15 protein-coding genes are annotated in these 22,623 nt (G+C 66.5%); 5 read left to right on the forward strand and 10 right to left on the reverse strand.

Annotated features, from left to right (window positions below; translation table 11 throughout):
- Positions 1 to 78: 78 nt before the first annotated feature.
- The gene (locus R3E10_16075) at positions 79 to 1,530 is read right to left on the reverse strand and encodes a M20/M25/M40 family metallo-hydrolase (protein MEZ4417273.1); all 1,452 of its coding nucleotides are present in this window, start codon (positions 1,528 to 1,530) and stop codon (positions 79 to 81) included.
- 254 nt (positions 1,531 to 1,784) lie between these two features.
- Here R3E10_16075 and R3E10_16080 point away from each other — a divergent pair, with 254 nt between their 5' ends.
- Complete coding sequence (locus tag R3E10_16080; protein ID MEZ4417274.1) at positions 1,785 to 3,497, forward strand: amidohydrolase; 1,713 nt, start codon at positions 1,785 to 1,787, stop codon at positions 3,495 to 3,497.
- Between the two features lie 83 nt (positions 3,498 to 3,580).
- Here the strand turns inward: R3E10_16080 and R3E10_16085 are convergent, their stop codons facing one another.
- From R3E10_16085 to R3E10_16105, 5 genes are all read right to left on the reverse strand, one after another.
- Complete coding sequence (locus R3E10_16085) at positions 3,581 to 4,981, reverse strand: aminotransferase class III-fold pyridoxal phosphate-dependent enzyme (protein MEZ4417275.1); 1,401 nt, start codon at positions 4,979 to 4,981, stop codon at positions 3,581 to 3,583.
- A gap of 99 nt (positions 4,982 to 5,080) precedes the next feature.
- Positions 5,081 to 6,814: a sulfoacetaldehyde acetyltransferase gene (gene xsc / locus R3E10_16090; GenBank protein MEZ4417276.1), complete on the reverse strand. Its 1,734-nt coding sequence runs from the start codon at positions 6,812 to 6,814 to the stop codon at positions 5,081 to 5,083.
- A gap of 121 nt (positions 6,815 to 6,935) precedes the next feature.
- Positions 6,936 to 8,342 (reverse strand): alanine/glycine:cation symporter family protein, encoded by a 1,407-nt coding sequence (locus R3E10_16095; GenBank protein MEZ4417277.1) that lies wholly within the window; start codon positions 8,340 to 8,342, stop codon positions 6,936 to 6,938.
- 199 nt (positions 8,343 to 8,541) lie between these two features.
- On the reverse strand, positions 8,542 to 9,816 hold the full coding sequence (locus R3E10_16100; GenBank protein MEZ4417278.1) for a RagB/SusD family nutrient uptake outer membrane protein: 1,275 nt from the start codon (positions 9,814 to 9,816) through the stop codon (positions 8,542 to 8,544).
- A gap of 21 nt (positions 9,817 to 9,837) precedes the next feature.
- Positions 9,838 to 12,966 (reverse strand): SusC/RagA family TonB-linked outer membrane protein, encoded by a 3,129-nt coding sequence (locus R3E10_16105; protein ID MEZ4417279.1) that lies wholly within the window; start codon positions 12,964 to 12,966, stop codon positions 9,838 to 9,840.
- 460 nt (positions 12,967 to 13,426) lie between these two features.
- Between R3E10_16105 and R3E10_16110 the strand changes: the two genes are divergently transcribed.
- Positions 13,427 to 14,332 (forward strand): NAD(P)-dependent oxidoreductase, encoded by a 906-nt coding sequence (locus R3E10_16110; protein MEZ4417280.1) that lies wholly within the window; start codon positions 13,427 to 13,429, stop codon positions 14,330 to 14,332.
- Between the two features lie 29 nt (positions 14,333 to 14,361).
- Positions 14,362 to 14,820, forward strand: a complete 459-nt coding sequence (locus R3E10_16115; protein ID MEZ4417281.1) for a GNAT family N-acetyltransferase — start codon at positions 14,362 to 14,364, stop codon at positions 14,818 to 14,820.
- Here R3E10_16115 and R3E10_16120 read toward each other — a convergent pair.
- Complete coding sequence (locus R3E10_16120; GenBank protein MEZ4417282.1) at positions 14,810 to 16,486, reverse strand: amidohydrolase; 1,677 nt, start codon at positions 16,484 to 16,486, stop codon at positions 14,810 to 14,812. The genes R3E10_16115 and R3E10_16120 overlap by 11 nt on opposite strands.
- A gap of 318 nt (positions 16,487 to 16,804) precedes the next feature.
- On the opposite strand from R3E10_16120, the gene R3E10_16125 reads away from it, so the two are divergent.
- Entirely contained in the window at positions 16,805 to 18,115 is a 1,311-nt protein-coding gene (locus R3E10_16125) for an aminotransferase class V-fold PLP-dependent enzyme (protein ID MEZ4417283.1), read from the forward strand.
- Positions 18,116 to 18,149: 34 nt separating this feature from the next.
- Here R3E10_16125 and R3E10_16130 read toward each other — a convergent pair whose 3' ends face one another.
- Both R3E10_16130 and R3E10_16135 read right to left on the reverse strand, forming a co-directional pair.
- The gene (locus tag R3E10_16130; protein MEZ4417284.1) at positions 18,150 to 19,328 is read right to left on the reverse strand and encodes a VCBS repeat-containing protein; all 1,179 of its coding nucleotides are present in this window, start codon (positions 19,326 to 19,328) and stop codon (positions 18,150 to 18,152) included.
- Positions 19,329 to 19,409: 81 nt separating this feature from the next.
- A complete protein-coding gene (locus tag R3E10_16135) occupies positions 19,410 to 20,015 on the reverse strand; it encodes a TetR family transcriptional regulator (GenBank protein ID MEZ4417285.1) in 606 nt (201 codons plus the stop codon).
- A 67-nt stretch (positions 20,016 to 20,082) separates the two neighbouring features.
- Here R3E10_16135 and R3E10_16140 point away from each other — a divergent pair, with 67 nt between their 5' ends.
- Positions 20,083 to 21,510, forward strand: a complete 1,428-nt coding sequence (locus R3E10_16140) for an FAD-binding oxidoreductase (GenBank protein MEZ4417286.1) — start codon at positions 20,083 to 20,085, stop codon at positions 21,508 to 21,510.
- On the opposite strand, the gene R3E10_16145 is transcribed toward R3E10_16140, so the two are convergent.
- Positions 21,507 to 22,502: a DUF6438 domain-containing protein gene (locus R3E10_16145; GenBank protein ID MEZ4417287.1), complete on the reverse strand. Its 996-nt coding sequence runs from the start codon at positions 22,500 to 22,502 to the stop codon at positions 21,507 to 21,509. The two genes, R3E10_16140 and R3E10_16145, sit on opposite strands and share 4 nt — an antisense overlap.
- Positions 22,503 to 22,623: the final 121 nt, after the last annotated feature.

The following is a 22,623-nucleotide window of genomic DNA, read 5'->3' on the forward strand; positions in this document are numbered from 1 at the left end:
TCGAGGAACCGGGGGTGCGGTCGAGGCAGCGGAGCCAGCAGGGCGGGAGCGGCCTCGCACCGCTCCCGACCCCACCTTCTATTCCGCGAAGTCCCAGTACCGCATGATGGTGAGCGCCGTGGCCTTGGTGGCTTCGGTAAGCGCCTCGATGCCCATGTACTCGTTGGCTGCGTGACCGAGCGCATCCGGCCGCACCGGAGAGACGACGCTGGCGCAGGGGATGCCCAACTGCGCGAGATAGTGAGTGTCCGTCGTGCCGATGGCGAAGCGCTCCGGAACCGCGTCGCCCAACTCCGGGGGTCGCCCGGCGAGTGCCTCGTATGCGGACGCGATCGCCTTCACCACGGGCCACTCGAAGTCCACGCGGTATCCGGGCCGCCGGTCGATCTCGCCGATCGAGTAGCGGAAGTCCGGATCCTCCGCCGAGAGACGATCGAGGATGACCTGAACGTCTCGCCACACGTCATCGGGATCGTGATCGGGCACGAGGCGCGTATCGAGGAACAGTCTGCAGAAGGCCGGCTTCTGGGAGGTCTGCGTTGTGGGCCACCCACCCGTCACCTGAAGGACCTGGTAGAACGACGGCCCGTAGTAGGGATCGCGCGGATGGTTGGGGGCCGCGTCCGCGATCGCCGCGATGAACTTGCTGGCCTTGTGGATCGCATTGACGCCCACACCGGGAAGCGGAGACGTCCCCGCGTGCGCGTTGGTACCATAGAACGTGATCATCGCCGAGGTCCGCCCCGGAACCGTTTCGCGGATCCGGGATCCGGTGCCAGCGCCCTCCGAGAGCGCGGCGGAGACCTCCTTGTGCAGTCCCGATTTGATGAACTGCTTGATGCCGAGCATATAGCCTTCTTCATCGGCGACCAACGCGATCAGGAGATCTCCGGGCAACTCCACGCCCGCCTCCCGAATGGCCTTGGCAGCCATGATCTTGGACACACATCCCGACTTGTTGTCGGAAGCGCCGCGCCCGTACACTCGACCGTCGCGGATCGCGCCGGAATAGGGGTCGTCTGTCCACTGTTCCCGGTCGGCCATGTCATCCACCGCGATCGCGTCCAAATGCGACGTGGCCAACAGGGTGGGGCCCTTGGGGGTTGTACGGCCCGGCAGGCGCGCGATCAGGTTGGAGCGGCCTGGGTAGCCCTCGACTCCCTGGATCCAGGCGTCTTCAATCCCCCACTCGCGCAGCCGACGCGAAAAATACTCCGCGCCGGTCTGCTCATCGGACATCGTGGTGCGGATCTGCACGAAATCCTGTAGCACGGCAGCAACCTCCTCCGACCGGATCGCCGTCAGAACCCGGCGCTCCTGCTCCGTCAGCTCGGTCGCCGGCTGCCCGGGTCGTCGCAGGCCTGGCCGGCGGGCCGTGGTCGTCTCGCCCGCCGGGCCCTCGGCTGCAGCGCCCTCCCGCCCAGCCAGACCCGACGCGACCATCGCCCCCCCGAGAACCGAAGCGCCCTTCAGGAACTTCCTCCGGCCCAACCCCTGTGAGGCCGTCGCATCGTTGGTGGTCTTGTCCATGGTCGCGCTGCTCCGTTCCGGGGACAGGGGCGACTCCATCCCGGGCGGCACAGGGGCCCATCGCCCGTCGACCGACCGGCTGGAGCCATGAAGGTGTGGAACCCTCCTCCTCTTCAGGTGCGGCACCCCGGAGCCGGTGTCAAGGAGGGTCCCCCGGTTTGCCGACCCCCGTGGGCACACCTAGAATCACCCATCCCAGCAGCCGCTTCATCACCACGTCGGACTGCCGATGCTCGCATCGGAGGAGGCGTCGCATGAGTAGGAGGGAACGGGCAGGGATCACCTCCGCGTTGGCGCTGCTGTCCATCGCTCTCGGTGCGTGTAGCGCGTCCGAGAGCGGACCTCCGGCGGACACGATCTTCCTCGGCAGCAACATCGTCACCATGGACCCGGCGCAACCCACGGCGGAAGGCGTCGCCGTACGTGGAGAAGAGATCGTTGCCGTCGGATCGCGCGCCGAGGTACTGGCGCTGCGGGGGGACGATACCCAGGTGGTCGACCTCGGCGAGCGGGCGCTGCTGCCGGGCTTTATCGACACGCACGGTCACTTCCTCGCGGTAGGGCAGACGGCGGATCTGCTCGCGCTTCATCCGCCTCCGGTCGGCGATGTCAACAACATCGACGACATCGTAGCGAAGATCCAGCGCTGGATCACCGATAAGAACCTCGGCCCCGGGGATCCCGTGGTGGGCATCGGGTACGACGACTCACTCCTGGAGGAAGGGAGACATCCGACCAGGTTCGATCTCGACCGCGCTTCCACCGATCACCCGATCATCCTCACCCACGTCTCTGGACACCTGACGGCGGTGAATTCGGCGGCGCTCGCCGTCAGCGGGATCACGGCAGCGACGCCCGACCCCGCCGGGGGCCATATCCGGCGGGTACGGGGCTCGATGGAGCCGGACGGAGTGCTGGAAGAAGCGGCTGGAGGCCTCGTGGCCCAGAGCGCCTACCGGATGGGCGTGGACCCGGACATGGACGGGATGGCACGCAAGGCCATCGCCGTGCACACTGCCTACGGAATCACCACGATTCAAAACGGAGGCGGCACCAGCCCGCAGATCGCCGAGGCCCTCCGAGCCGCATCCGATCGCGCACCGTTCGAGGCGGACCTGGCCCTGTTCACCAGTGCCTCAGCGATCCTGAACGACAGCCTCCAGTACGAGAGGACCTACCACAATGGCATGCGTATCGCCGGCGTGAAGTTCGTCCTGGATGGTTCGCCACAAGGTCGCACCGCCTGGGTTACACAGCCCTATACCGAGGGCCCTCCCGGAGCACCAGCGGACTATCGGGCGTATCCGGTCATGGATCCTGACGCCTACAAGGCCGACGCGCTGCAGCTGCTTCACCGGGGCGTTCCGTTTCTCGCGCACGCCAACGGCGACGCCGCCATGGATCTGATGCTGGCCGGTGTGGAGGAGGGGGTCGCCGGCATGGATCCGATGCCGGATCACCGTTCCGTGATCATCCACGCCCAGCTCATGAGGGCCGACCAACTGGACCGCGCCGCCCGACTGGGCGTCGTTCCCTCCTTCTTCGCTGCACATCCGTTCTTCTGGGGAGACTGGCACCTGCGGAGCTTCGGCGAACAGCGGGGTGAGAACATCAGCCCGATCCGCTGGGCCATCGACCGCGGCGTGCACTTCACCATCCACAACGATGCCCCGGTCGTGCCACCGGACATCATGCGCCTGGTCTGGGTCGCGGTGAACCGGAAGACGCGGAGCGGCCACGTCCTCGGTCCCAACCAGAGAGCCACGATCCAGGAGGCTCTCAATGCGGTGACGTTGGGCGCCGCCTACCAGTACTTCGAAGAGGACCGCAAGGGATCCATCACGGTGGGCAAGCAAGCGGACCTGGTCGTCCTGGAACACAACCCACTCACCACCGACCCGGAACAGCTCGACCGGATCCAGGTCATGGAGACCTTCTCGAGAGGGCGGTCCGTCTTCAGCCGCTGACGGAGCGGGTTTTCGAGTCAGGAAGCAGAAGCGGCGCGTCGGCAGGGACATTGCCGGCGCGCCGCATACTGTTCGAGCCGGACCTACCCGAGGACCTGCTTGCACCCCTGGTCGATTCCGACCTTCACCGCCTCGACGATCTCGTCGACGTCCGCCTTTGTGACGATCAGCGGGGGCGCAATGTTGAGCGTGTTGTTGAGACCTCGGAAGCTTCGGGTGGTCTTACCGATGAGCACGCCTTCCTGTGCCACGCGTGCCTGCACGACGCCCATCACGTCCTCCCGCATGGGCTCCTTGGTCGACTTGTCCAGGACGAGCTCGATTCCCGCGAACAATCCTCTCCCTCTGAGATCGCCCACGTAACGGTGGTCCTCCAACTCGCGCAGGCGATCGTTCAGGTAGGCGCCCATCACTCGGGAGTTCTCCACCAGAGCCTCGTCCTGCAGGATCCGCAGGTTCTCGAGCGCCGCCGCCAACCCCGCCGTACACCCGCCGTACGTGCTGATATCCCTGAAGTAGGCGAGGCCGTTGGAGGGATCGTTCACGAAGCGGTCGAAGACCCGGTCGCGCGCGGCGGTCGCCGAGATTGGCGCGTAGGAACTCGCCATTCCCTTGGCCATGGTGACGATGTCGGGCACAACGTCGTAGTGCTCGAAGCCGAACATGGTGCCGGTCCGGCCGAAGCCGCAGACCACCTCGTCCATGATGAGGAAGACGTCGTGGCGGTCACAGATCTCCCGGACGATGGTGTAGTACTCATCGACTGGGGGGATCACCCCACCACCCGCCGTGATGGGCTCCAGCAGGACCGCCCCCACCGAGTCCGGATCTTCCTGCTGAAGCACGTCTTCGAGGGCCTGGGCGCACTTGACTCCGCAGTCGGGATAGGTCAATCCGAACGGACAGCGGTAGCAGAGCGCGTGCGGCATCGACACGAATCCGTCCGGAAACGGTCCGAACTGTTCCTTGCGCTCCGGCTGCCCGCTGGCGGCCAGGCACGCGATCGTGGTGCCGTGATAGTCCCGGTCCCGGTAGACGATCTTGTACTTCCCCGACCCGGATAGATGCGCGGCCTGTCGCACCATCTTGAACGCTTTCTCGTTCGCCTCCGAGCCGCTGTTCGAGAAGAAGATGTGGTCGAGCCCGGGAAGGAGGCCGCTCAGCTTGTCGGCGAACTCGGCGCCGGGCACCGTTCCCGCCACACCCGCGTAATAGGGCAGCTTGAGCAGCTGGTCGTGGATGACCCGCGCCATGCTTTCGCGCCCGTAGCCAACGTTGACGCACCACACGCCACCCGAGGCGCCATCCAGGTACTCCCGCCCCGAGATGTCCCGTACGCGGACTCCGTCCCCTTCGACGAAGATCTTGGGGTCCTGGGATTCGAGGACCTTGTGCTGGAATAGATGGTGCCAGACGTGTCGCTTGTCCTTCTCGATGATGTCTTCAGCGTCATACTCGGACAGCAACTTCCCGGTGTCGTACATCGGGGCTCCTCCCCACAGGTGTGTCCCCGGCCCGGGCCCGGGGAAGTGGCCATCGAGCCACGCCGCCAGGAGCGCCCCGAGCCGGGATCGGGCTCGTGCTCAGTCACCCACGTTCAGATGCTTGTATTTCTCCAAGGCACGCTGGGGCTTCTTCAGGGCGTCCCGGCGGAACGGCTCGGCCAACACCTTCTCGCCACCCTCCACGACGGCGTTGATCACGCAGGGCCGCCCTGACGCCACCGCTTCGCGTACCACGTCCTGGACCTCGCGGTAGTCCCGCACCGTGTAGCCGACGGCCCCCATGACCTTGGCCAACTCCCCGTAGTCGGGGTTCTGCCGCAGGTTGGTGCCGACGAAACGGTGACCGTAGAAGTCGATCTGGTTCTTCTTCTCCGCGCCCCATTCGTAGTTGTTGATGACCACCGCGATCACGGGGATCTTTTCTCGCACCGCGGTCATCACCTCCGACAGGCCGCTGATGCCCCAAGCGCCGTCTCCCTGGATCGCGAACACCGGGGCGTCAGGACGCCCGACCTTGGCGCCCATCGCGGCTCCATACGCGAAGCCGCAGTTCCCCCAGGTGAGCGCGGAGATGAGTTGGCGGGTGCCGTCGAAGCGCAGATAGCTGTTCGAGATCGAGCAGGTGTTGCCGATGTCGGTGGTGACGATGGCGTTCTTCGGCATCGCGCGGGAGAACTCCCACAGGAACCGACGCGGATGCATGAGCTCGCTGGTCGAGGACGACCATTCCTCCAACTCGTCGTCCCAGCGCTTCTTCTCCTTGGCGACCTCCGCGATACGGCCGTCGTTGCGGGCGAGACCGGGCATGGCGTTCTCGAGCTCCATCAGAAGCTCGCGTGCGAACTCCCCGACGTCGCAGACGGAGAAGATCGCAGGGATCTTGCTCATCCCCCATTTGCTGGCATCCCGGTCCACCTGGATCAGCGTGGCGTTCTCGGGCCAGTACGTCATGTCGTACTGGGGCAGCAGACCAAAGACGCCCAGGCGCGTACCCAGTGCCAGAACCACGTCCGCCTTCGCGATGGTGCGCATCGCAGCCTTGGAGCCGCAGTAGCCCAGAGGCCCACAGCCCAGCTCGTGGCTGTACGGGAACGTGTCGTTGTGCAGGTAGGTGTTGACGACCGGCGCGCTGAGGTACTCCGCGAGCGCCCGAATGCTGTCCAGGGCGCCTCCCTGGCTGACGCCGCCACCCGAGATGATCACAGGGAACTTGGCGTTCTTCACGATCGCGACGGTCCGTGCGATGTCGTCCCGGGACGGCCGGCTCGCGCCCGGCGTGGGGGTCGCGTAGATGTCGTCCACCAGGTCGCCGTAGAAGAAGTCCCGGGGGATGTTGAGTTGCGTGGGGCCCAACTCCACCTTGGCGCGATAGAAGCAGCGGCGCGCCAGCTCCGCCATGCGGTCGGGTCGATTGACGCGGACCTGGAAGACGGTCTGCTCCTCGAACATGGCCATCTGGTCTAGCTCCTGGAAGCCACCCGTGCCGATGCCTCCCGAACCGGTCTCCGGCGTCAACGCGACCACGGGCGAGTGCGCCCAATACGCCGCCGCGATCGCGGAGACGAAGTTGGCGATGCCGGGTCCGTTCTGCGCGATGCACGCCTGGGGGCGCCCCGTCACCCGCGCCAGCCCGTCCGCCGCATGCGCGGCGGCCTGCTCGTGCGCCACCGGGATGAAGCGGATTCCGGCGTCCGGAAACAGATCCAGCGCGTCCATGAACGCGGAGCCGACAAGACCGAACACATCGGTCACACCCTCGGCGACCAGCGTCTCCACCAGCGCCTCCGACGGAGTCATCTTCTGCTTGGCCATCCCACACCTCGTGTCTGCGGGCTGTGCGCCCATCGGATTCATCTTGAACGGCTCGTTGAATCAGGGACCCCCAACGGGTCGCTGCGACCTTCGAAACCAGGATCGGTCTTACATCGGTGGCTCAGTAGCGTTTGAGGCGCTCGCGATAGGAACGGACCTCCTCCCTCAACACCGGTGACAGCAGGTAGAGGCCAATGAGATTCGGGATGGCCACCAGGAAGATCAATGCATCCGAGAGGTCGACGAGGGCTCCCAGTTGGATGCTGCTCCCGAGGACGATGAACGAGCAGTAGAAGAGCTTGAAGCCTACCTCCACCGGAGCCCGATGGCCGGCGAGATAGGTCACGGCCTTGAGGCCGTAGTAGCTCCATGAAATCGTGGTGGAGAAGGCGAAGAGCACCGCCGCGATCGACAGCGGGACGGGTGACCAGGGAAGCGTGCTCGAGAACGCAGCGATGCTCAGCTCGATGCCGCTCATCTCGGTGGACGCGAGGGAAGGGTCGTACACGGTGGTGACGATGACCAGAGCCGTCATGGTACAGATGACGACCGTGTCGATGAAGGGCTCCAGCAGGGCCACGAACCCCTCCGTCACGGGCTCATTGGTCCGGACCGCCGAGTGGGCGATCGCCGCCGAGCCCAGACCCGCTTCATTCGAGAACACCGCCCGGCGGAACCCGGTGATCATCACACCCACGAACCCCCCGGCGATCCCCGTGGGCGAAAAAGCGCCGGTCCAGATATGACCGAGGGCGGCCGGGAGGCGGTCGGCGTTCAGCGCCAGCACCAGGGTGGCCAGGGTCATATAGAGGATCGCCATGAACGGCACCAGCTTCGAGGTGGTCCGGGCGATGCTCTTGATCCCGCCCACGATGACGAGGCCGACCAGAACCGCCATGATCAGCCCCAGGATCCAGGCCCGGCCGAAGAAGGGGCTGGCGGACCCACCTGTAACGTCGATGAGAATCGCCGCGGCCTGGTTCGACTGGAACATGTTGCCGATGCCCAGGCATCCGATCACCATCGCCAGCGCGTAGAAGATCCCGAGCGCCCGCCCCACGCCCGGCAGGTTGCGGAGCGCCAGTCCGCGCTCCAGGAAGTACATGGGCCCACCGCTGACGGTCTTGTCCTCATGCTCCTTGCGGTACTTCACCGCCAAGGTGCACTCGGCGAACTTGGTGCTCATGCCCAAGAGGCCTGCCACGATCATCCAGAACGTGGCTCCCGGCCCGCCCACGGAGATGGCAACGGCTACCCCTGCGATGTTGCCGATGCCAACGGTACCCGATACCGCGGTGGCCAGCGCCTGGAAGTGCGTCACCTCTCCCGGGTGGCTCGCGTCGGAGTACTTCCCGAGCACCAGGTCGATGGAATGCCGGAATCCGCGGACGTTGATGAAGCCCAGGAACAAGGTGAAGAACACCCCGCCCGCCACCAGCCAGGCGACGATGAGGGGTAGCTCCACCCCGGCCACGGGGACCGCGTAGAAGACCAGTCCGTATATGACGTCCGCGATGGGACGCATCATCCGGTCGATAGCTTGATCGATCCCCACGTCTCTGCCTTTCGTTTCACCGCGGTCTGCCGCCCCGCCCCGCCTCGGAGCTCAGGCCAACACGCCGCGTAGGGGGCCGCCCGTCATGAACGGGTCGGTCAGACCCTTCGGTCGTGGGACGGAGAGATCCCGGCCGGCGTGAACCGGTCCGGGATCTCCACCTCCGGCCGCCTCACCGGATCGTCCCGTTGTTGAACGTCTCGATGATCGGGAGCGGGATGCAGGTCTGGTCGCCGTAAAGCCCGCCCTTGATGCCCGGCTGGTATTCTTCTCCTGGAGCGGGGAACAAGGGCAGACTCAAGCGCCGTAGATCGTACGACCGCAATCCCTCGAACCACAACTCCCGTTGGCGCTCGGCCACCACCATGTCGGAGATCTCGGATTCGTCGCTGCTCGCGAACTGGGGCAAGCTCCAGGGAGCGCGCAGTGCGTTGATGATCCCGACGGCCTCCTGACCGCCCACGATCTCGGCGATGATGAGCTGGGCCTCCTCCCATCGCGCGATCGGCATCGGACTGTTGGCAGATCCGTACTTCTCCTGCGCGAACACGTTGCCGGGCCCCCACCCGGTGTCCCGACCCGTGTCGAAGGTCGCGGTGCGTGGGTCCGCCTCCCCACCGGTAGTCAGGTTCCGGGACCAAGCCGGCACCGAGAAGTTGAAGCCAAACTGGTTGGATGCCCACACTCGGTTGTACAACCGGTTGTTGGCGTCGGAGGGTTGGATGTTCATCGCGAACCCCTCCGTCACCGCCCGCGCATCGCTCAGGGCGCCCTGGGTGTCGCCCTGATAGAGGCGCACCCGCGCCCGGCCCACCCGCGCCGCGTTGGCCACGTCTGCCATGCTCCCCGCCTGCGCGACGTCGAGCGCCTTGGTGAAGCGCTCCTCGGCCTCCGCGAAGACCTGCTGGGGGGTAAGCTCCGGGCCTTCGTCGAGCGCCGCCGTGCACATGGCGGTGCCCAACATGTTCAGACTGAACCCCGCCAGCAGAGACGCACGCGCGATCCGCGCCGTGCGCTGCGCCACCTCCTGGTCGGTCCAGGACTCAAGCAACCCCGTGACGTTGTCCGCCACCCAGCGGGCGCGCGACGCGGGTACATAAGCAGAGGGTAGCGCGTCCGTGCAGTCGTTGTCACCCCAGTTGTTCTGACTCTGGGGACGGCGGCGGTCCAGTGACCAGTTGTCGCCGCCGGCGTTAGTGTCCTCGAACTCATCACCGAGCACCGCTGTTACCTGCACCCAGGCGCCGTGAGCGCAGAGGAAATCGGCCTCCAGGCCATTCATCAGCGCCCCAGCCTGAGAGGGGACCTCCACGTTCTCGGCCAGGAGTCGACTTGGGTCACTTACCTCGAGAAGGTTGTTCAAGTCGCATCCGGCTACGGAGACGGCCAGCAGCACCCCTGCTCCTGCGGCCCGCAGCACGTCGGAGAACATTCTGATCGAAGTCATCGTTGTCTCCCCTTGGCAGCGTCAGAAGCTTACGCGGATGGACGTGGTGATCTGTTGCGGCAGCGGAATATTGTTCTGGTACATGAACATCCGGCCGCCGCTGCTGAACATCACCTCCGGGTCACCGGCGGTCCAATCCGTGAACGTCAACAGATTGCGCGCCGACACCTGCCACACCGCCCGACTCATCTTGTAGCCCTCGATGAAGCGCCGAGGGATGTCATAGGTCATCGAGAGCTCCTTGAGTCGGATGAAGCTCACATCGTTGACCCAGGAGTCGATGATCTGATCGCTGCTCTGCACGGTGGCCTGCATGATCGGATCCCACTCCTCCGGGAACGCGTTCTCGCGGCAGACAGAGTAGAGCCGGCATCGTTGGCGGAGCGTATTGTCGAAGCGCTTGTGCCCTTGCTCCGACGTGAAGAGCGCGTGGAAGCTGAGGTTGTCTCCCAGAGAGACGTCCGTCGACAGCGAAAACTCCCACGGGGCAATGGCACGACCCAGGTCCAAGCGGGGCGCGATGGTGTTGCCCCCCGCGTCGAAGCAGGGCGTCGTCCCGCCTCGCCCATCGTTGCAGAGCGCGTTGGTAGCTCGACCGTTCGCGTCCAACTCTGCACTGACCACGTCCACACCGAACCAGCTGAAGGGTGCGTGACCGACGCGGTGCTCCATCGAGCTCCAGCTGTTGAACACGATCGTCGTGTCGCCGGGCTCACCCGATAGTTGAAGGATCTCGGAATCGTTGTAGGACATGTTGAAGCCCATGTCCCAGCTGAAGCCCTGACGCTCCAGCATGCGGGCGTTGAGCGCGAGCTCCAGTCCGTCGTTCACGATCCGGCCTGCGTTGACGAACTGCTGGCCGGTGAAGCCACCGGAAGGCGGCAGATCCCGCTGCAGGATCGCCCCCTTGGTCAGCTTGTGATAGTAGGTGAACTGCAGACCGAGCCGGCTGTCTATGAGCTCGGAATCGAACCCGACCTCGGTCTCCTCGCCGATCTCGGCGGTGAGGTCCGGGTTGCCGACCGTGTTGGGAGTGACCCCCGCGGTGCCCTGCGGGCCCGTCACCGGAGTCCACGTGCGGAGCGCCGAGAACGAGGCAGGCTGCTCTCCGGACTGGCCCCAGGCCAGGCGCAGGCGGAAGCCGTTGAGCCACGACGGGGCCACGTCCTCCCACCACCCTTCCTCGTTCATCACCCAGGACAGAGAGGCTTTGGGATACGTCACCAGGTCGATGTCGGAGCCGAAGGCGCTGTTGTTGTCGACTCGGACCGCCCCTGTCAGGAACAGTCGGTCACGCCAACCCAAGGTCTCCTGCACATAGAAACCCAGGGTGTTGTCGCCGACCCGATTGTTCTGCGGTGTGTCCTGGATCGCCGTGGCGGTAATGGTGCTGAGGCCAGGGCCTGCGAACTGCTGACCGCCCGCAGATAAGAAGCTGATCGTTCTCGTGTAGTACTGGGCACCGACCGATGTGGCCGACGTGAGCGTCGGCGAGATCCGCCAGTCGGCGGTGCCTGACAGGTCCGTGGTCGAGAACAGCGTCGAGGTGCGCGCCTCGTTACGGAACCCACGCGCACCCACGGCGCCCAACGAAGCGAGCGCGGTATCGTTGGTCTGAAACTCACGGAGGGCCACGTCGAGCTGTCCGGTGTAGTCGACCCCGGTGGTCAGACGCGTCGTGAGCCATTCGACCGGCGTGAACGTGAAGGTGGCGCCGCCGGAGAAGCGGTCGAGGTCCTGGTGGTTCTCCAATGAGCGGTCGCGCACCGGCACGCCAACCACGGGCACGCCTTCGAAGACGTCGCAGCCGAAGCCCGGATTGGTGCGGCAGCGGTGCTCCGGCAGGAAGCGCGGGCTTCCGAATTCCAGGCCCTCGATGATGCTGGAGAACCCGTCCGTCGCGATGCGGTCCCGACTGTTGGTGTACCCCATGTTGACGTTCAGGCCGAGGTTGTCGGCCAGACGGGTATCGATGTTGGTGCGCAGGTTGAGCCGCTTGGCCCAGTTCCAGCTGTAGACCCCTTCCTCTCGGGAGTACGTGGTCGAGAAGAAGTACTGCGTGTCCTGCGACCCTCCACTGAGATTTCCGCTGTACGATTGCACGGGGCCGTACGTGAAGATCTCACGGCCCAGTGCATTCATATGGTCGACCATGTTCAGCGAGTACACCTCGTTGGTCGAGGGATCACGCCAATAGTTCTCATAGCCCACCTTGTCCACGGGATTGGCCAGGTAGTTGAACCCTTGCCGGATCGTGAGGTCGACCCGCGCCCGGCCTTCACGGCCTCGCTTGGTGATGATGTTGACCACCCCTCGTGACGCCTCCGTGCCGTACAGTGTGGCGGCAGCAGGGCCCTTGAGCACTTCGATCTTCTCGATCTGTTCGGGGTCCAGGCTGCTCAGGATTCCACGCACGCCCGCGTTGTTGCCGAAGGCGTAGCCCGAGGTCTCCTCGTTGTTGGCGCGGACGCCATCGATGTAGACGAGTGGCTGGCCATCCAGCGAGAAGGTGGACGCCCCGCGAATCCGCATCCGTGGCGCCACTCCGACCTGCCCGCCGCCCATCATGTTGACGCTGGGCGTACGACCGCGGAGCACCGACTGCACATCGGCGATGGCCGCCTTTTCGGTGACGCCCGCTGCGTCCAGCGACCCCACGGCGTTGCCGATCGCCCGCACGCGAGTGCCACCCGGGACGCCGGTCACGACGATCTCGTCCATGGCCAGGGCCTGCTCGGCCAGTCGGAAGTCGTGCACGACGGTGCCACCCGGTGTCACGGTAATCTGCGTGGTCACCGTCTCGTAGCCGATCAGCTCGGCCCGGATCGTGTGAGTGCCATCCGGGACGTTCTGAAGCAGGTAGCGCCCTTCGTCATTGGAGAGGGTGCCCAGATCGAGGGCTGCGATATAGATCTGGGCCGAAGGGATCGGCTGACCGGTGCGGGCATCGGTGACGCGGCCGGTGACCGACCCCACCAAGGCGAACGGGCGCGGAACCACCGCCGGGATCAGAGCCCGGTCGACGTCTCCCGCGAAGCGGAGCTCGGACGCGGTGGCATCCTGGGAAGCGACCTGCCAATCGAGCAGCGCGCCGGTCGCGGCCGGCGCGGGACCGGCCATCAAGGACACGGACAATAAGAGCGACCACATAGGACCTCCGTGAGGTGCGTGAGACCCATTCAGTGCATCTATCACTCACCGCGTATGGGAGGGCGTGAGCCCTCGGGGGCCGCGGAAAAGTGCGCTCGTTGTCCTGTCGGACGCCGTGGCGCCGTCATCGAATCCCGCTACTTCACACTACCTCCTACCTGAAGGCGCACCGTCCCGGCCCGGTCATCGGGAGGGAACGGGCTGCCCGGACTCCTGTCATCCTGCCAGCGTGGCCCCCGTGGTCTTTCCGGGGCGGGTCCGCCTTTCGGTGGGATTCCGGGTGTTCCGGGATACTTGGGCTCGGTCAGTCGGCCCGCAAGGTGCGGTGAGTGGCGGCGGCCTGCGCCCGGTGGGCTCGCGCAACTGGTGCAGGGACGTTAGCTCTGCGGTGAACACGGACCGGTCGGGGCGTCGGACCCCCTACCGCTCTCTTCGAACTGCGTCCGACCAGGTGTCGACGATGGTTGAGCCAGGCAGGACTCGAATCGGCTGGATCGGGCTGGGGGTGATGGGCCGGAGCATGTGCGGCCACCTGATGGAGCGTGGCTTCGAGGCGACGGTCTTCACCCGGACGCGATCGACGGCAGACGGCTTGTTGGCGCGGGGCGCACACTGGGCCGCCAGCCCCAAGGAGGTCGCGGCACGCAGCGACGTCGTCTTCAGCATCGTCGGATTCCCGAGGGACGTTCGGGAGGTGATGCTGGGTGAAGAGGGCGTGCTGGCGGGATGCCGGGCCGGAAGCGTAGTGGTGGACATGACCACCAGCGACCCCTCCCTGGCCGTGGAACTCTACGAGGCCGCCCGCGCGCGCGGCGTCTCGAGTGTGGATGCACCGGTGTCCGGCGGCGACATCGGGGCTCGGGAGGGGCGGCTCTCCATCATGATCGGTGGAGACGCCGACGTGGTCGACGCCTTGACCCCCTGCTGGGAAGCGATGGGCAAGGCCTATGTGCGCCAGGGCGGACCTGGGGCGGGCCAACACACCAAGATGGTCAACCAGACGCTCATCGCGTCGGGAATGGTCGGCGTTTGCGAGGGCCTCCTGTATGCCTATAAGGCCGGCCTCGACCTGGAGCGCGTAATGCAGTCGGTCGCTTCGGGAGCGGCGGGCAGTTGGTCTCTGTCGAACTACGGCCCCCGCATGATCGCCAACAACTTCGACCCCGGTTTCTTCGTCGAGCACTTCGTCAAAGACATGGGGATCGCTCTGTCCGAGGCCAGTCGGATGGGGTTGGCACTACCCGGTCTCGCGCTGGCGCACCAGCTCTACATCGCACTTCAAGCGCAGGGGGGCAGCCGCAAAGGAACCCACGCGCTCCAGTTGGCTCTGGCGCGACTCTCCGACATCGACTGGGAGAGGCGCTGACCTCCGTGGGGGGGCAGCAGGCAGCGGGGGTGCGTCTGGCCGGCCCTGCGGACGCGGCGACGCTCGCTCGCCTCCGCTACTCGTTCCGCGCCGAGATCGGCCATGTGACGGAGGCGGAAGCCGATTTCCTGCCCCGATGCGAGAAGTGGATGCGTCAGCGTTTGGGCCCCACCTCTCCGTGGCGTTGCTGGGTGGTCGAGGCCGACGGCGGCGTAGTCGGTCAGCTTTGGGCGCAGCGCATCGAAAAGCTCCCCAACCCCGTGTCCGAGCTGGAGCACCACGCGTACATCACCAATGTCTATGTGGCGCCCGAGCGGCGCGGAGAAGGCCTCGGCACGCGGCTTCTGGAGGCTGCGCTGGCCTGGATCCGTTCGCAGGACATCGATGCGGTGGTGCTGTGGCCCACCGCCCGCAGCCGCACGCTGTACGCGCGTTACGGGTTCGTGGAGCGCGGCGACTGTATGGAGCGCCGCGCGTCTAGCGGGTGAAGACCGAGCGGCCGCGCGAGAACGTCTCCACGATTGGAATGTCCGCCAGCGCGCCAACGTCCGCAGTGAGCGGGTTCTCCCCGAGAATCACCAGGTCCGCCTGCTTCCCAACGGTAATGGAGCCCTTGGTGTCCTCCTCGAAGTACTGATAAGCCGCACCCAAGGTGACCGCGTTCAAGGCTTCCATGACCGTGGCCCGCTGATCCGGCCCCAGCACGTAGCCGCTTCGCGTCTTCCGGTTCACAGTGATCGAGACCAGACGCATGATGTCCGGGGGCACCACGGACGCGTCGTTGTGCACCGTGAAGTGGACTCCCCGATCGATGGCCCAACGCACGGGACTGATGTTGCTGGCGCGCTCCTCACCGAAGGAGCGCCGATGCCAGTCGCCCCAGAAGAACGCGTGCGCCGAGAAGAACGACGGGACGATGCCCAACTCGGCAGCCTCGTCCAGCTGGTCGGCGCGCATGAGCTGGGCGTGGATGATGACGGACCGGTGGTCCGGCATCGGAGTCATGCCGGCCACGCCCTCCCGCACGCCTTCGATCATGAGGTCCATGGCCGCGTCCCCGTTGGCGTGCGCCAGATAGGGGACCCCCCGCTGGATGAGGGCCGCCGCCTTGGTCTTGTATTCATCCGGGTCCATGGTCCCGTAGGCCGTATAGTCGGCCGGCGCACCGGGAGGGCCCTCGTCATAGGGCTGTGTGACCCAGGCGGTACGCCCTTGAGGTGAGCCGTCCAGCACGAACTTCACGCCCGCGACACGCATCCCGTTGCTGTAGCCGGGCTCGTAGTGCACCTCGTTGCTCAAGATGCCATCCGCGCTCGAGAACACCGCCAGGTCCGCGTGTAGCGGCTCGCGCGCGGCCACTGCCCGCAGGGCGCGGATCATGTCGGGGCTCGTACCTCCCCCATTCTGGATCGTGGTGGTGCCGTAACCGAGATAGACGTCGATCGAAGCGCGGACCAGTTCGTCCAGATCCTCCTGGGTCTGCTCTTGCTGGGGGCCCGTGTCGATCAGGCGCCCAGCACGCTCCTCGAGGACACCATTGGGCTCACGGGAGCCGGCAACCCGACGGATATGTCCTCCGGGCGGGTCGTCCGTGGCGGCCGTGATCCCACTGACTTCCAGTGCTTTGGAGTTGACGGCACGCAGGTGGCCAGATACGTGTGTCAGCACGATCGGGTGTTCGGTCGAGATCCGGTCCAGGTCGAACCGCGTAGGGTGGCGCCCCTCCGCAAGCAGCGCGTCGTCATACCCCCGACCCATCACCGCCTCCCCGGGCGGGATGTCGTGGTCGTCGATCCACCTGCGCACCTTGCCCACCAGATCGTCGATGTTCTCGACATCCCCCACCGGGGGTGGGTGCAGGCCGAGCGATCGCAGCGCGTCGCCCGCTCCCGTGAAGTGACCGTGCGCATCGATGAAGCCGGGGAGCAGGGCGCGGCCGCCCAGCTCGACCACGCGGGTCTGATCGCCGAGCAGGGCCATCACGTCCTCGCGAGTCCCCACGGCTACGATCGTCTCGCCTCGCACCGCGACCGCTTCGGCCGATGAACGAGCCGGATCCATGGTCACGATGTTGTCGCCGACGAAGATCGTGTCCGCGGGTGCATCGGACGGAGCGCACGCCCCCAGACCCAGTAGCCCAACCAGGCTGGCCATCAGAAGGGGTCGGGGCGCTGGAACCGGGCGCGCCGCTGGGGGAGCGGAGGGAGTCGAAGCCGCGAGGAACATCGTCACACCTCCGGAACGAGGGGAGTGCACCCGGGCCGATCTTAGAGGGCGGCGGCGCTCGACCGCAACGCTGGAGCCGGCGCCGCTCCGTCCAGTGGAGGGCGGTTACGCATGCTCCGGTGCAGGTCACGTGCATGTCGGCAGGGCCGGTCCGCTCCCTTGCCTGCGGCCTGCGGCCTGGGCTAGCGTGCCCAACCGTCCTCTGCGCACCGGCTCCAAAGCGGGCGTCGCGCCCGCACCATCCCCATGATCTCACGACGAGGCTTCATCGCCACCGCCGGCCTGGCCGGCGTCGCCACAGCGGTCGCGGGCCCCGTCCAAGCCGCCCCGGCCGGACCACAGCAGGCGCTCCCCCCGCTGAACCGGCCCAGCGGCGCACCCCATGAGGTGGCGCGTGACGAGGCCTACTGGGGTCGCGTGGCCGCCTACTACCAGATCGGGAGCGGCTACACCAACCTGGAGGCCGGCTACTGGGGCATGATGGCCGCGCCCGTGCTCGCCCAGTTCCACGGACACATCGACCGCGTCAATCGCGACAACTCCTACTACGCTCGCCGAGAGTACGATCGGGATCTGACGGCGGCCCGTGAGCGGGTCGCTCGCTTCGTGGGCGCCAAGCCCTCCGAGATCGCCTTTACGCGGGGCGCCACCGAGGCGCTGCAGCGGCTGATCATCCAGTACCGCCCGGTCGGGGCCGGCGATGCGGTGATCTACGCCGACCTCGACTACAGCTCCATGCAGACGGCCATGAGGGCGCTGGCGGAGCAGCGGGGCGCCACGCTGGTGCGCTTCGACCTCCCGGAGCCGGCCACGCGCCAAGGTGTGCTCGACTCGTATGCGCAGATTCTGGAACGCACATCGAAGGCTCGCCTGCTCCTGCTGACGCATCTCAACAACAAGACCGGGCTCATCATCCCGGTCAAAGAGATCGCCGCGATGGCGCGCGCGCGCGGAGTCGACGTGGTGGTCGACGCGGCCCACTCGTTCGGGCAGTGCGATCTCCGACTGGATGACCTGGGCGCCGACTTCGTGGGGCTGAACCTGCACAAGTGGTTGGGGGCCCCTGTCGGGGCAGGGCTGATGTACGTGAAGGAGGGCCGACTGGACGACCTCGACCCCATGTTGGGTGAGGAGGACAACGGCCGCATCGACAGCCGCATCCACACCGGGACCACCAACTTCGCCACCTTCCTCAGCGTGCCTGCCGCTCTGGACTTCCACGACGCCGTGGGTGGTCCGCACAAAGCGGCGCGCGTGCGCTATCTGCGGGACCGCTGGGTCGGTGCCGTGCGAGGCACCCGTGGCATCGATGTCCTCACGCCCGACGATGCGGAGCTGGTGGCCGCCATCACCTCGTTCCGACTACACGGCCGCGGTGGGCGGACCGAGAACCAGGCGGTGGTGGCAGAGCTTCTGGACCGCTGGGGCATCTTCACGGTGTGGCGCACGGGAGTGGCAGCGGGCGACTGCGTGCGCGTCACTCCGGCGCTCTACAACACGCCGGCGGATGTGGACCAGTTGGCAGCTGCGCTCACGGAGTTGGCCGCGGCGGTGTAGCCCGCGGGGAGCGTCCCTTCGAAGCGGCGCCGCCCTACCGCGACCCCAGGTACAGCACGTTGCGGGCTTCGGAGCGCGCCATTGCGATGTCCAGCAATCCATCTTCGTTGAGGTCGCCGACGGCGAAGCCGTAGGCCGAGCCTTCGTCATCCCCAAAGGGCACCGGCGTGAAGGCCCCCGGCCCGTCGTTGAAGTACACGATCGGCCGTGACTCCACGAATCCCACGATGATGTCGGGTCTTCCGTTGCCGTCCATGTCGGCGACCCGGATCGCGTAGGGCCTGGCGCCCGAGGCATCGAGCGGCTGGGCCGGTCCGAACGTCACGCCGGGCTCCCCCATGAACAGCGCCGGTCCCGTCCGTTCATCGATGGCGGCGAGGTCCGGAACCCCATCCCCATCGAGATCCGCGACCTTGGCGCTGCGGATGTTCGCGTCGGGGGGACCGAAGGGATGGCGCTCCTCGAAGTGCCCCGCGCCGTCGTTCAAGTAGACGTAGCTCTGGCCGCCGTCACGATGCGGAACCACCAGGTCCGGCGCACCGTCGCCGTTCAGGTCGGCGGGCGTGATGGTGGTGGCTGACCCCATGCTCACAGCCACGCAGGGCGCGTTGAAGCCCCCCTCGGCGGTGCCGAAGCAGATGAAGCTGGGTCCGGTGTTGTCCCCGTAGCGGTTCGCCAGCACCGCGTCCAAGCGGGTATCCCCATCGAAGTCCGCCACGGCGAGATGGCGGGTGGACCACTCGGGCTCTCCGAACGTGGAGCCCACGGAGAAGTGGCCCGTTCCGTCGTTCAGATGCACCAGCTTGGGGTCGGGATCGTCGTTGCTGACGACGATGTCGAGGTCTCCATCCCCATCCAGGTCCACGAGCTCACCCGAGTACGAGCGGTCCGCATCCGGGCCTACCGCATAGGGATCGGCGAAGCCGCCGTTCCCGTCGCCGAGGAGCACGAGATCCAGCAGCGGCCAGTGACGTCCCTTCACCAACACCACATCGAGATGTCCGTCGCCATCGACGTCACCCACGCTGACGTTGGCCGAGGTGGCGGCCGAGTCCTCGAGGAAGATCGCCGTGTCGAAGTGGCGGGCTCCACCCTCTGGCACGGCCGCGCGCGTGCACGCACCGAGGAGTGACGCGGCCAGCAGCGGTGCCAGGATGTGCAGGGCGCGAACGTCGCGCTGCACGGGGTCTTTCGAGATGATGCGGACGTCCATGGGCACCTCGGAGGGCTTGGCCTGCTCCGTGGTAGCCTACTGGGGGCGGGCGATCTCGGCCACCGCCCCAAGCGAGACGATTCAGCCCACCTCGCCCAACGCACTCTGCAACAGCGCTCTCGCCGACCAGCGCATCACCTCCACCGCCCGCTGCCTGGAGAGACCACCGAGATCGATCAATGCGACCAACGCCTCGATGCCAATGGTCGCACCAAGGGCCTGGACGAGGCGCTCGTAGCGAGCCTTTCCCAGTCGGCGCCGTACCGGCGCCAGCGCATCGTCGAGCCAGATGAAGCGGCGCCCCTTGCGCAGCGTCAGCTCGTGCTCGGGAGGCGCCCCCTCCAGGGAGATGCGCAGCATGGTGCGGTAGCTCTCCTCCGCATCCAGGAAGATCCGCGCGAGGCCGGTCACGACCCGGTCCAGCCGCTCCTCCGCATCGGTCGGCGGGTCAGCGCCGAGTAACGAGGGCGCCTCGACCTCGGGGTGCGCCGCCACCAGCAGCGCCTCCCGATTCGGGAAGTAGCGGTAGGCGGTTGCGCGCGAGATGGACGCCGCCGCTGCGGCCTCTTCCACTGTGGGGCTGACGCCCCCGCGCACCAGGTCGCGGGCCGCCTGAATCAGCGCCTCCCGGGTCCGCGCTTTCTGGGACGTTCGCCCGGTCGCTTCATATGGGATTGACATGCTCATTATGATACCATAGTCTCACAAACAAGGGAAGGCCCCCGCTCATCGACGGTTCACGTCCGGAGGAGTCATGAATGAGCTCGAGCTGACGCAACTCGATGGCGGGAAGGTGTTGCTCGACGAAAACGCACTGAGCGGGCTCCGCACCGCGTTCGGCGAACAGCTCATTCTCCCGAGCGACGCTGGCTTCGAAGCAGCCCGCAAGGTCTGGAACGGGATGATCGATCGGCGCCCTGCCCTCATCGTCCGCTGCCGGGGCGCGGCGGACGTCCTCGCGGCGCTGCGGTTCGCGCGGGAGCACCGAGCTCTGCTGGCCGTACGCGGCGGTGGGCACAACGTGGCGGGCTACGGCACCTGCGATGGCGGCTTGGTCATCGACCTCTCCCCGATGCGCCACGTCGAGGTGGACCCGACCACCCATACGGTCCGGGTTGCCGGAGGTGCCACCTGGGCGGAGGTGGACCGGGAGACGCAGGTCTTCGGACTGGCCGTCCCGGGAGGCATCGTCTCCACCACGGGGGTCGCCGGACTGACGCTCGGCGGAGGCCAGGGTTGGCTACGGCGCACCTATGGCATGGCATCCGACAGCTTGAAGTCGGCCACCGTCGTCACGGCCGCCGGCGAGCTCGTCACCGCCAGTCTCGAGCAGAACCCCGACCTCTTCTGGGCCCTTCGTGGGGGAGGCGGGAACTTCGGCGTGGTGACGTCCTTCGAGTTCAACACCTACCCGGCAGGTCCACTCATCGCCTTCGCAGGCCCTGCCTACCCACTCGAAAGCGCCGCAACCGTGATGGCCGCCATGCGTCGCTTCGCCTCCGACGCACCGGACGAGGTCAACCTTTCGGCGACGTGGTGGTCGATCCCCGCCGTGGATGCCTTTCCGGCCGCGCTGCACGGTCGCCCTGTGATCATCCTGGGAGCTGTGTACGTGGGCGATCCCAGCGTTGGAGAACGGGTTCTGCAGCCGCTGCGAGAGATCGAGACACCGTTGCTCGATCTCTCCGGCACGCTCCCCTATCTGGCGCTGCAGAAGCTGTTCGATCCGTTCTTCCCGGCGAGGGAGCTGCAGTACTACTGGAAGTCGATCTATTTGTCGGGGCTCGATGAGGATGCCGTGCAGACCGTCGCAGAGCGGGTCGCGGCTCGTCCCTCCGCGATGTCGATGGTGGGGCTGTGGGCGCTCGGCGGTGCGCTGGACCGCCTGGACGGATCGGCCTCCGCCACCGGTGAGCGGGGAGCACCCTACCTGCTCGAGATCCTGGCCAACTGGCAGGATCCTGCCCAATCCGCCGAGAACATCGCCTGGGCCCGGGACCTGTTCGATGCGATGAGGCCCCACGCGACAGGAAAGACCAACCTGAACTTCCCCGGCACCGGAGACGAAGAAGGATTCACGCGCGCGGCGCTTGGTGAACATTGGAAGAGGCTCGTCCAGATCAAGCAACGCTTCGATCCGGAGAACCTGTTCCGCCTCAATCAGAACATCACGCCTTATTAGGCGTCGCTGACCGCGGAGTCGCAGTCTACGAAACTCAGCGGAGCCTCGGGCTCCACACCGTCCCAGTCCGCGACTGCGACGAGCGCATCGATGGCGGCGGCGATGGCGCCGAAGCCAGCCGGTGCCTGGCCTCCATAGTCCACCACCCCATGGGTCTGCCCGGGCTCCGGACCGTACGTGATGATGCAGGTACTGGGATGGTCGGTGGCATCCACCTCGTAGCGATCCGCGAACGCTGCGAAGCCCTCCTGCTGAAGAGCCTCGGCGATCCGCTCGAAGGCGTCGCCGGGGACGGTCCCCTCATAGAGGCCGATCCGCGTCGTGTGTTTGACTCCTGCGTACGTCAGTCTGCCCGAGCGACGGAGGACCACGGCGTATTCCGGGCATGTGCCAAAGCAGGCCGTCCGTCCCAGTGCGACCGAGTCGTAGGGGGCACTGAATCGGATGCCGTCCGGAGGCAGGTCCGGTCCGGTACTGTCGGCCAAGGCCTCTAGAGAGTCGAGCATCCCCTGAGGTACGAGATTCCAGATGGCCTGGTGGACCTCGATCGCTCGGACACCCCACGGATCCGGCATGAACTCGTCGAGGGTCAACGTGTCCCCGCCATTGACGATGCGAAGCCCGCTCACGCCACCACCCACCCGTGTCCGGTCGGGATCCCACTCGGGTTTGGAGTCCGGCAGGGGCGCCAGCATCGTCCAGAGCGCCGCTCGGGCGTCCGCCGCTAGGGGGAACTCGGCGCGCACCGTATCCCATCCCGAGGGTGGATAGCTCGCTTCCAGGTGCAGCTCCACCGCGCCGGAATCGGTAGGACCCACCCACACGACCCGTCGCCAGTTCCCAGAGCCCAGAGCTCCGCTGCTGGAGACAGCAGCGACCGCGAAGTCGTCCGGGAGTGGAGTGAGGGACCGGGGACCGCAGCCCATGGCTCCCACTCCCACGGTGGTGCCCACGACGAGCGACGCGAAAAGGCCCCCTGCGCGGGCGTTCATGGACGGGAGTACGCCCAGGACCCGTCGGGGAGGACGAGGCGAGGACCGTGAAGCATGGACGGCTCCGGGAAAGAGGGACTTCACCGGACACGCGAGAACGCCGGAGCACGCGGATCAGGAG

The sequence above is a fragment of the Gemmatimonadota bacterium genome (assembly GCA_041390105.1).
Classification (GTDB): domain Bacteria; phylum Gemmatimonadota; class Gemmatimonadetes; order Longimicrobiales; family Gaopeijiaceae; genus JAGQIF01.

What these genes read in the sequence shown, in the direction of transcription:
- R3E10_16100 (MEZ4417278.1), bottom strand. Translation starts at nt 9,816, where the DNA reads ATGACTTCGATCAGAATGTTCTCCGACGTGCTGCGGGCCGCAGGAGCA.
- R3E10_16125 (MEZ4417283.1), top strand. Translation starts at nt 16,805, where the DNA reads ATGATCTCACGACGAGGCTTCATCGCCACCGCCGGCCTGGCCGGCGTC.
- R3E10_16140 (MEZ4417286.1), top strand. Translation starts at nt 20,083, where the DNA reads ATGAATGAGCTCGAGCTGACGCAACTCGATGGCGGGAAGGTGTTGCTC.
- R3E10_16075 (MEZ4417273.1), bottom strand. Translation starts at nt 1,530, where the DNA reads ATGGACAAGACCACCAACGATGCGACGGCCTCACAGGGGTTGGGCCGG.
- R3E10_16110 (MEZ4417280.1), top strand. Translation starts at nt 13,427, where the DNA reads ATGGTTGAGCCAGGCAGGACTCGAATCGGCTGGATCGGGCTGGGGGTG.
- R3E10_16135 (MEZ4417285.1), bottom strand. Translation starts at nt 20,015, where the DNA reads ATGAGCATGTCAATCCCATATGAAGCGACCGGGCGAACGTCCCAGAAA.
- R3E10_16085 (MEZ4417275.1), bottom strand. Translation starts at nt 4,981, where the DNA reads ATGTACGACACCGGGAAGTTGCTGTCCGAGTATGACGCTGAAGACATC.
- R3E10_16095 (MEZ4417277.1), bottom strand. Translation starts at nt 8,342, where the DNA reads ATGATGCGTCCCATCGCGGACGTCATATACGGACTGGTCTTCTACGCG.
- R3E10_16145 (MEZ4417287.1), bottom strand. Translation starts at nt 22,502, where the DNA reads ATGAACGCCCGCGCAGGGGGCCTTTTCGCGTCGCTCGTCGTGGGCACC.
- R3E10_16105 (MEZ4417279.1), bottom strand. Translation starts at nt 12,966, where the DNA reads ATGTGGTCGCTCTTATTGTCCGTGTCCTTGATGGCCGGTCCCGCGCCG.
- R3E10_16080 (MEZ4417274.1), top strand. Translation starts at nt 1,785, where the DNA reads ATGAGTAGGAGGGAACGGGCAGGGATCACCTCCGCGTTGGCGCTGCTG.
- R3E10_16130 (MEZ4417284.1), bottom strand. Translation starts at nt 19,328, where the DNA reads ATGGACGTCCGCATCATCTCGAAAGACCCCGTGCAGCGCGACGTTCGC.
- xsc (MEZ4417276.1), bottom strand. Translation starts at nt 6,814, where the DNA reads ATGGCCAAGCAGAAGATGACTCCGTCGGAGGCGCTGGTGGAGACGCTG.
- R3E10_16120 (MEZ4417282.1), bottom strand. Translation starts at nt 16,486, where the DNA reads ATGGCCAGCCTGGTTGGGCTACTGGGTCTGGGGGCGTGCGCTCCGTCC.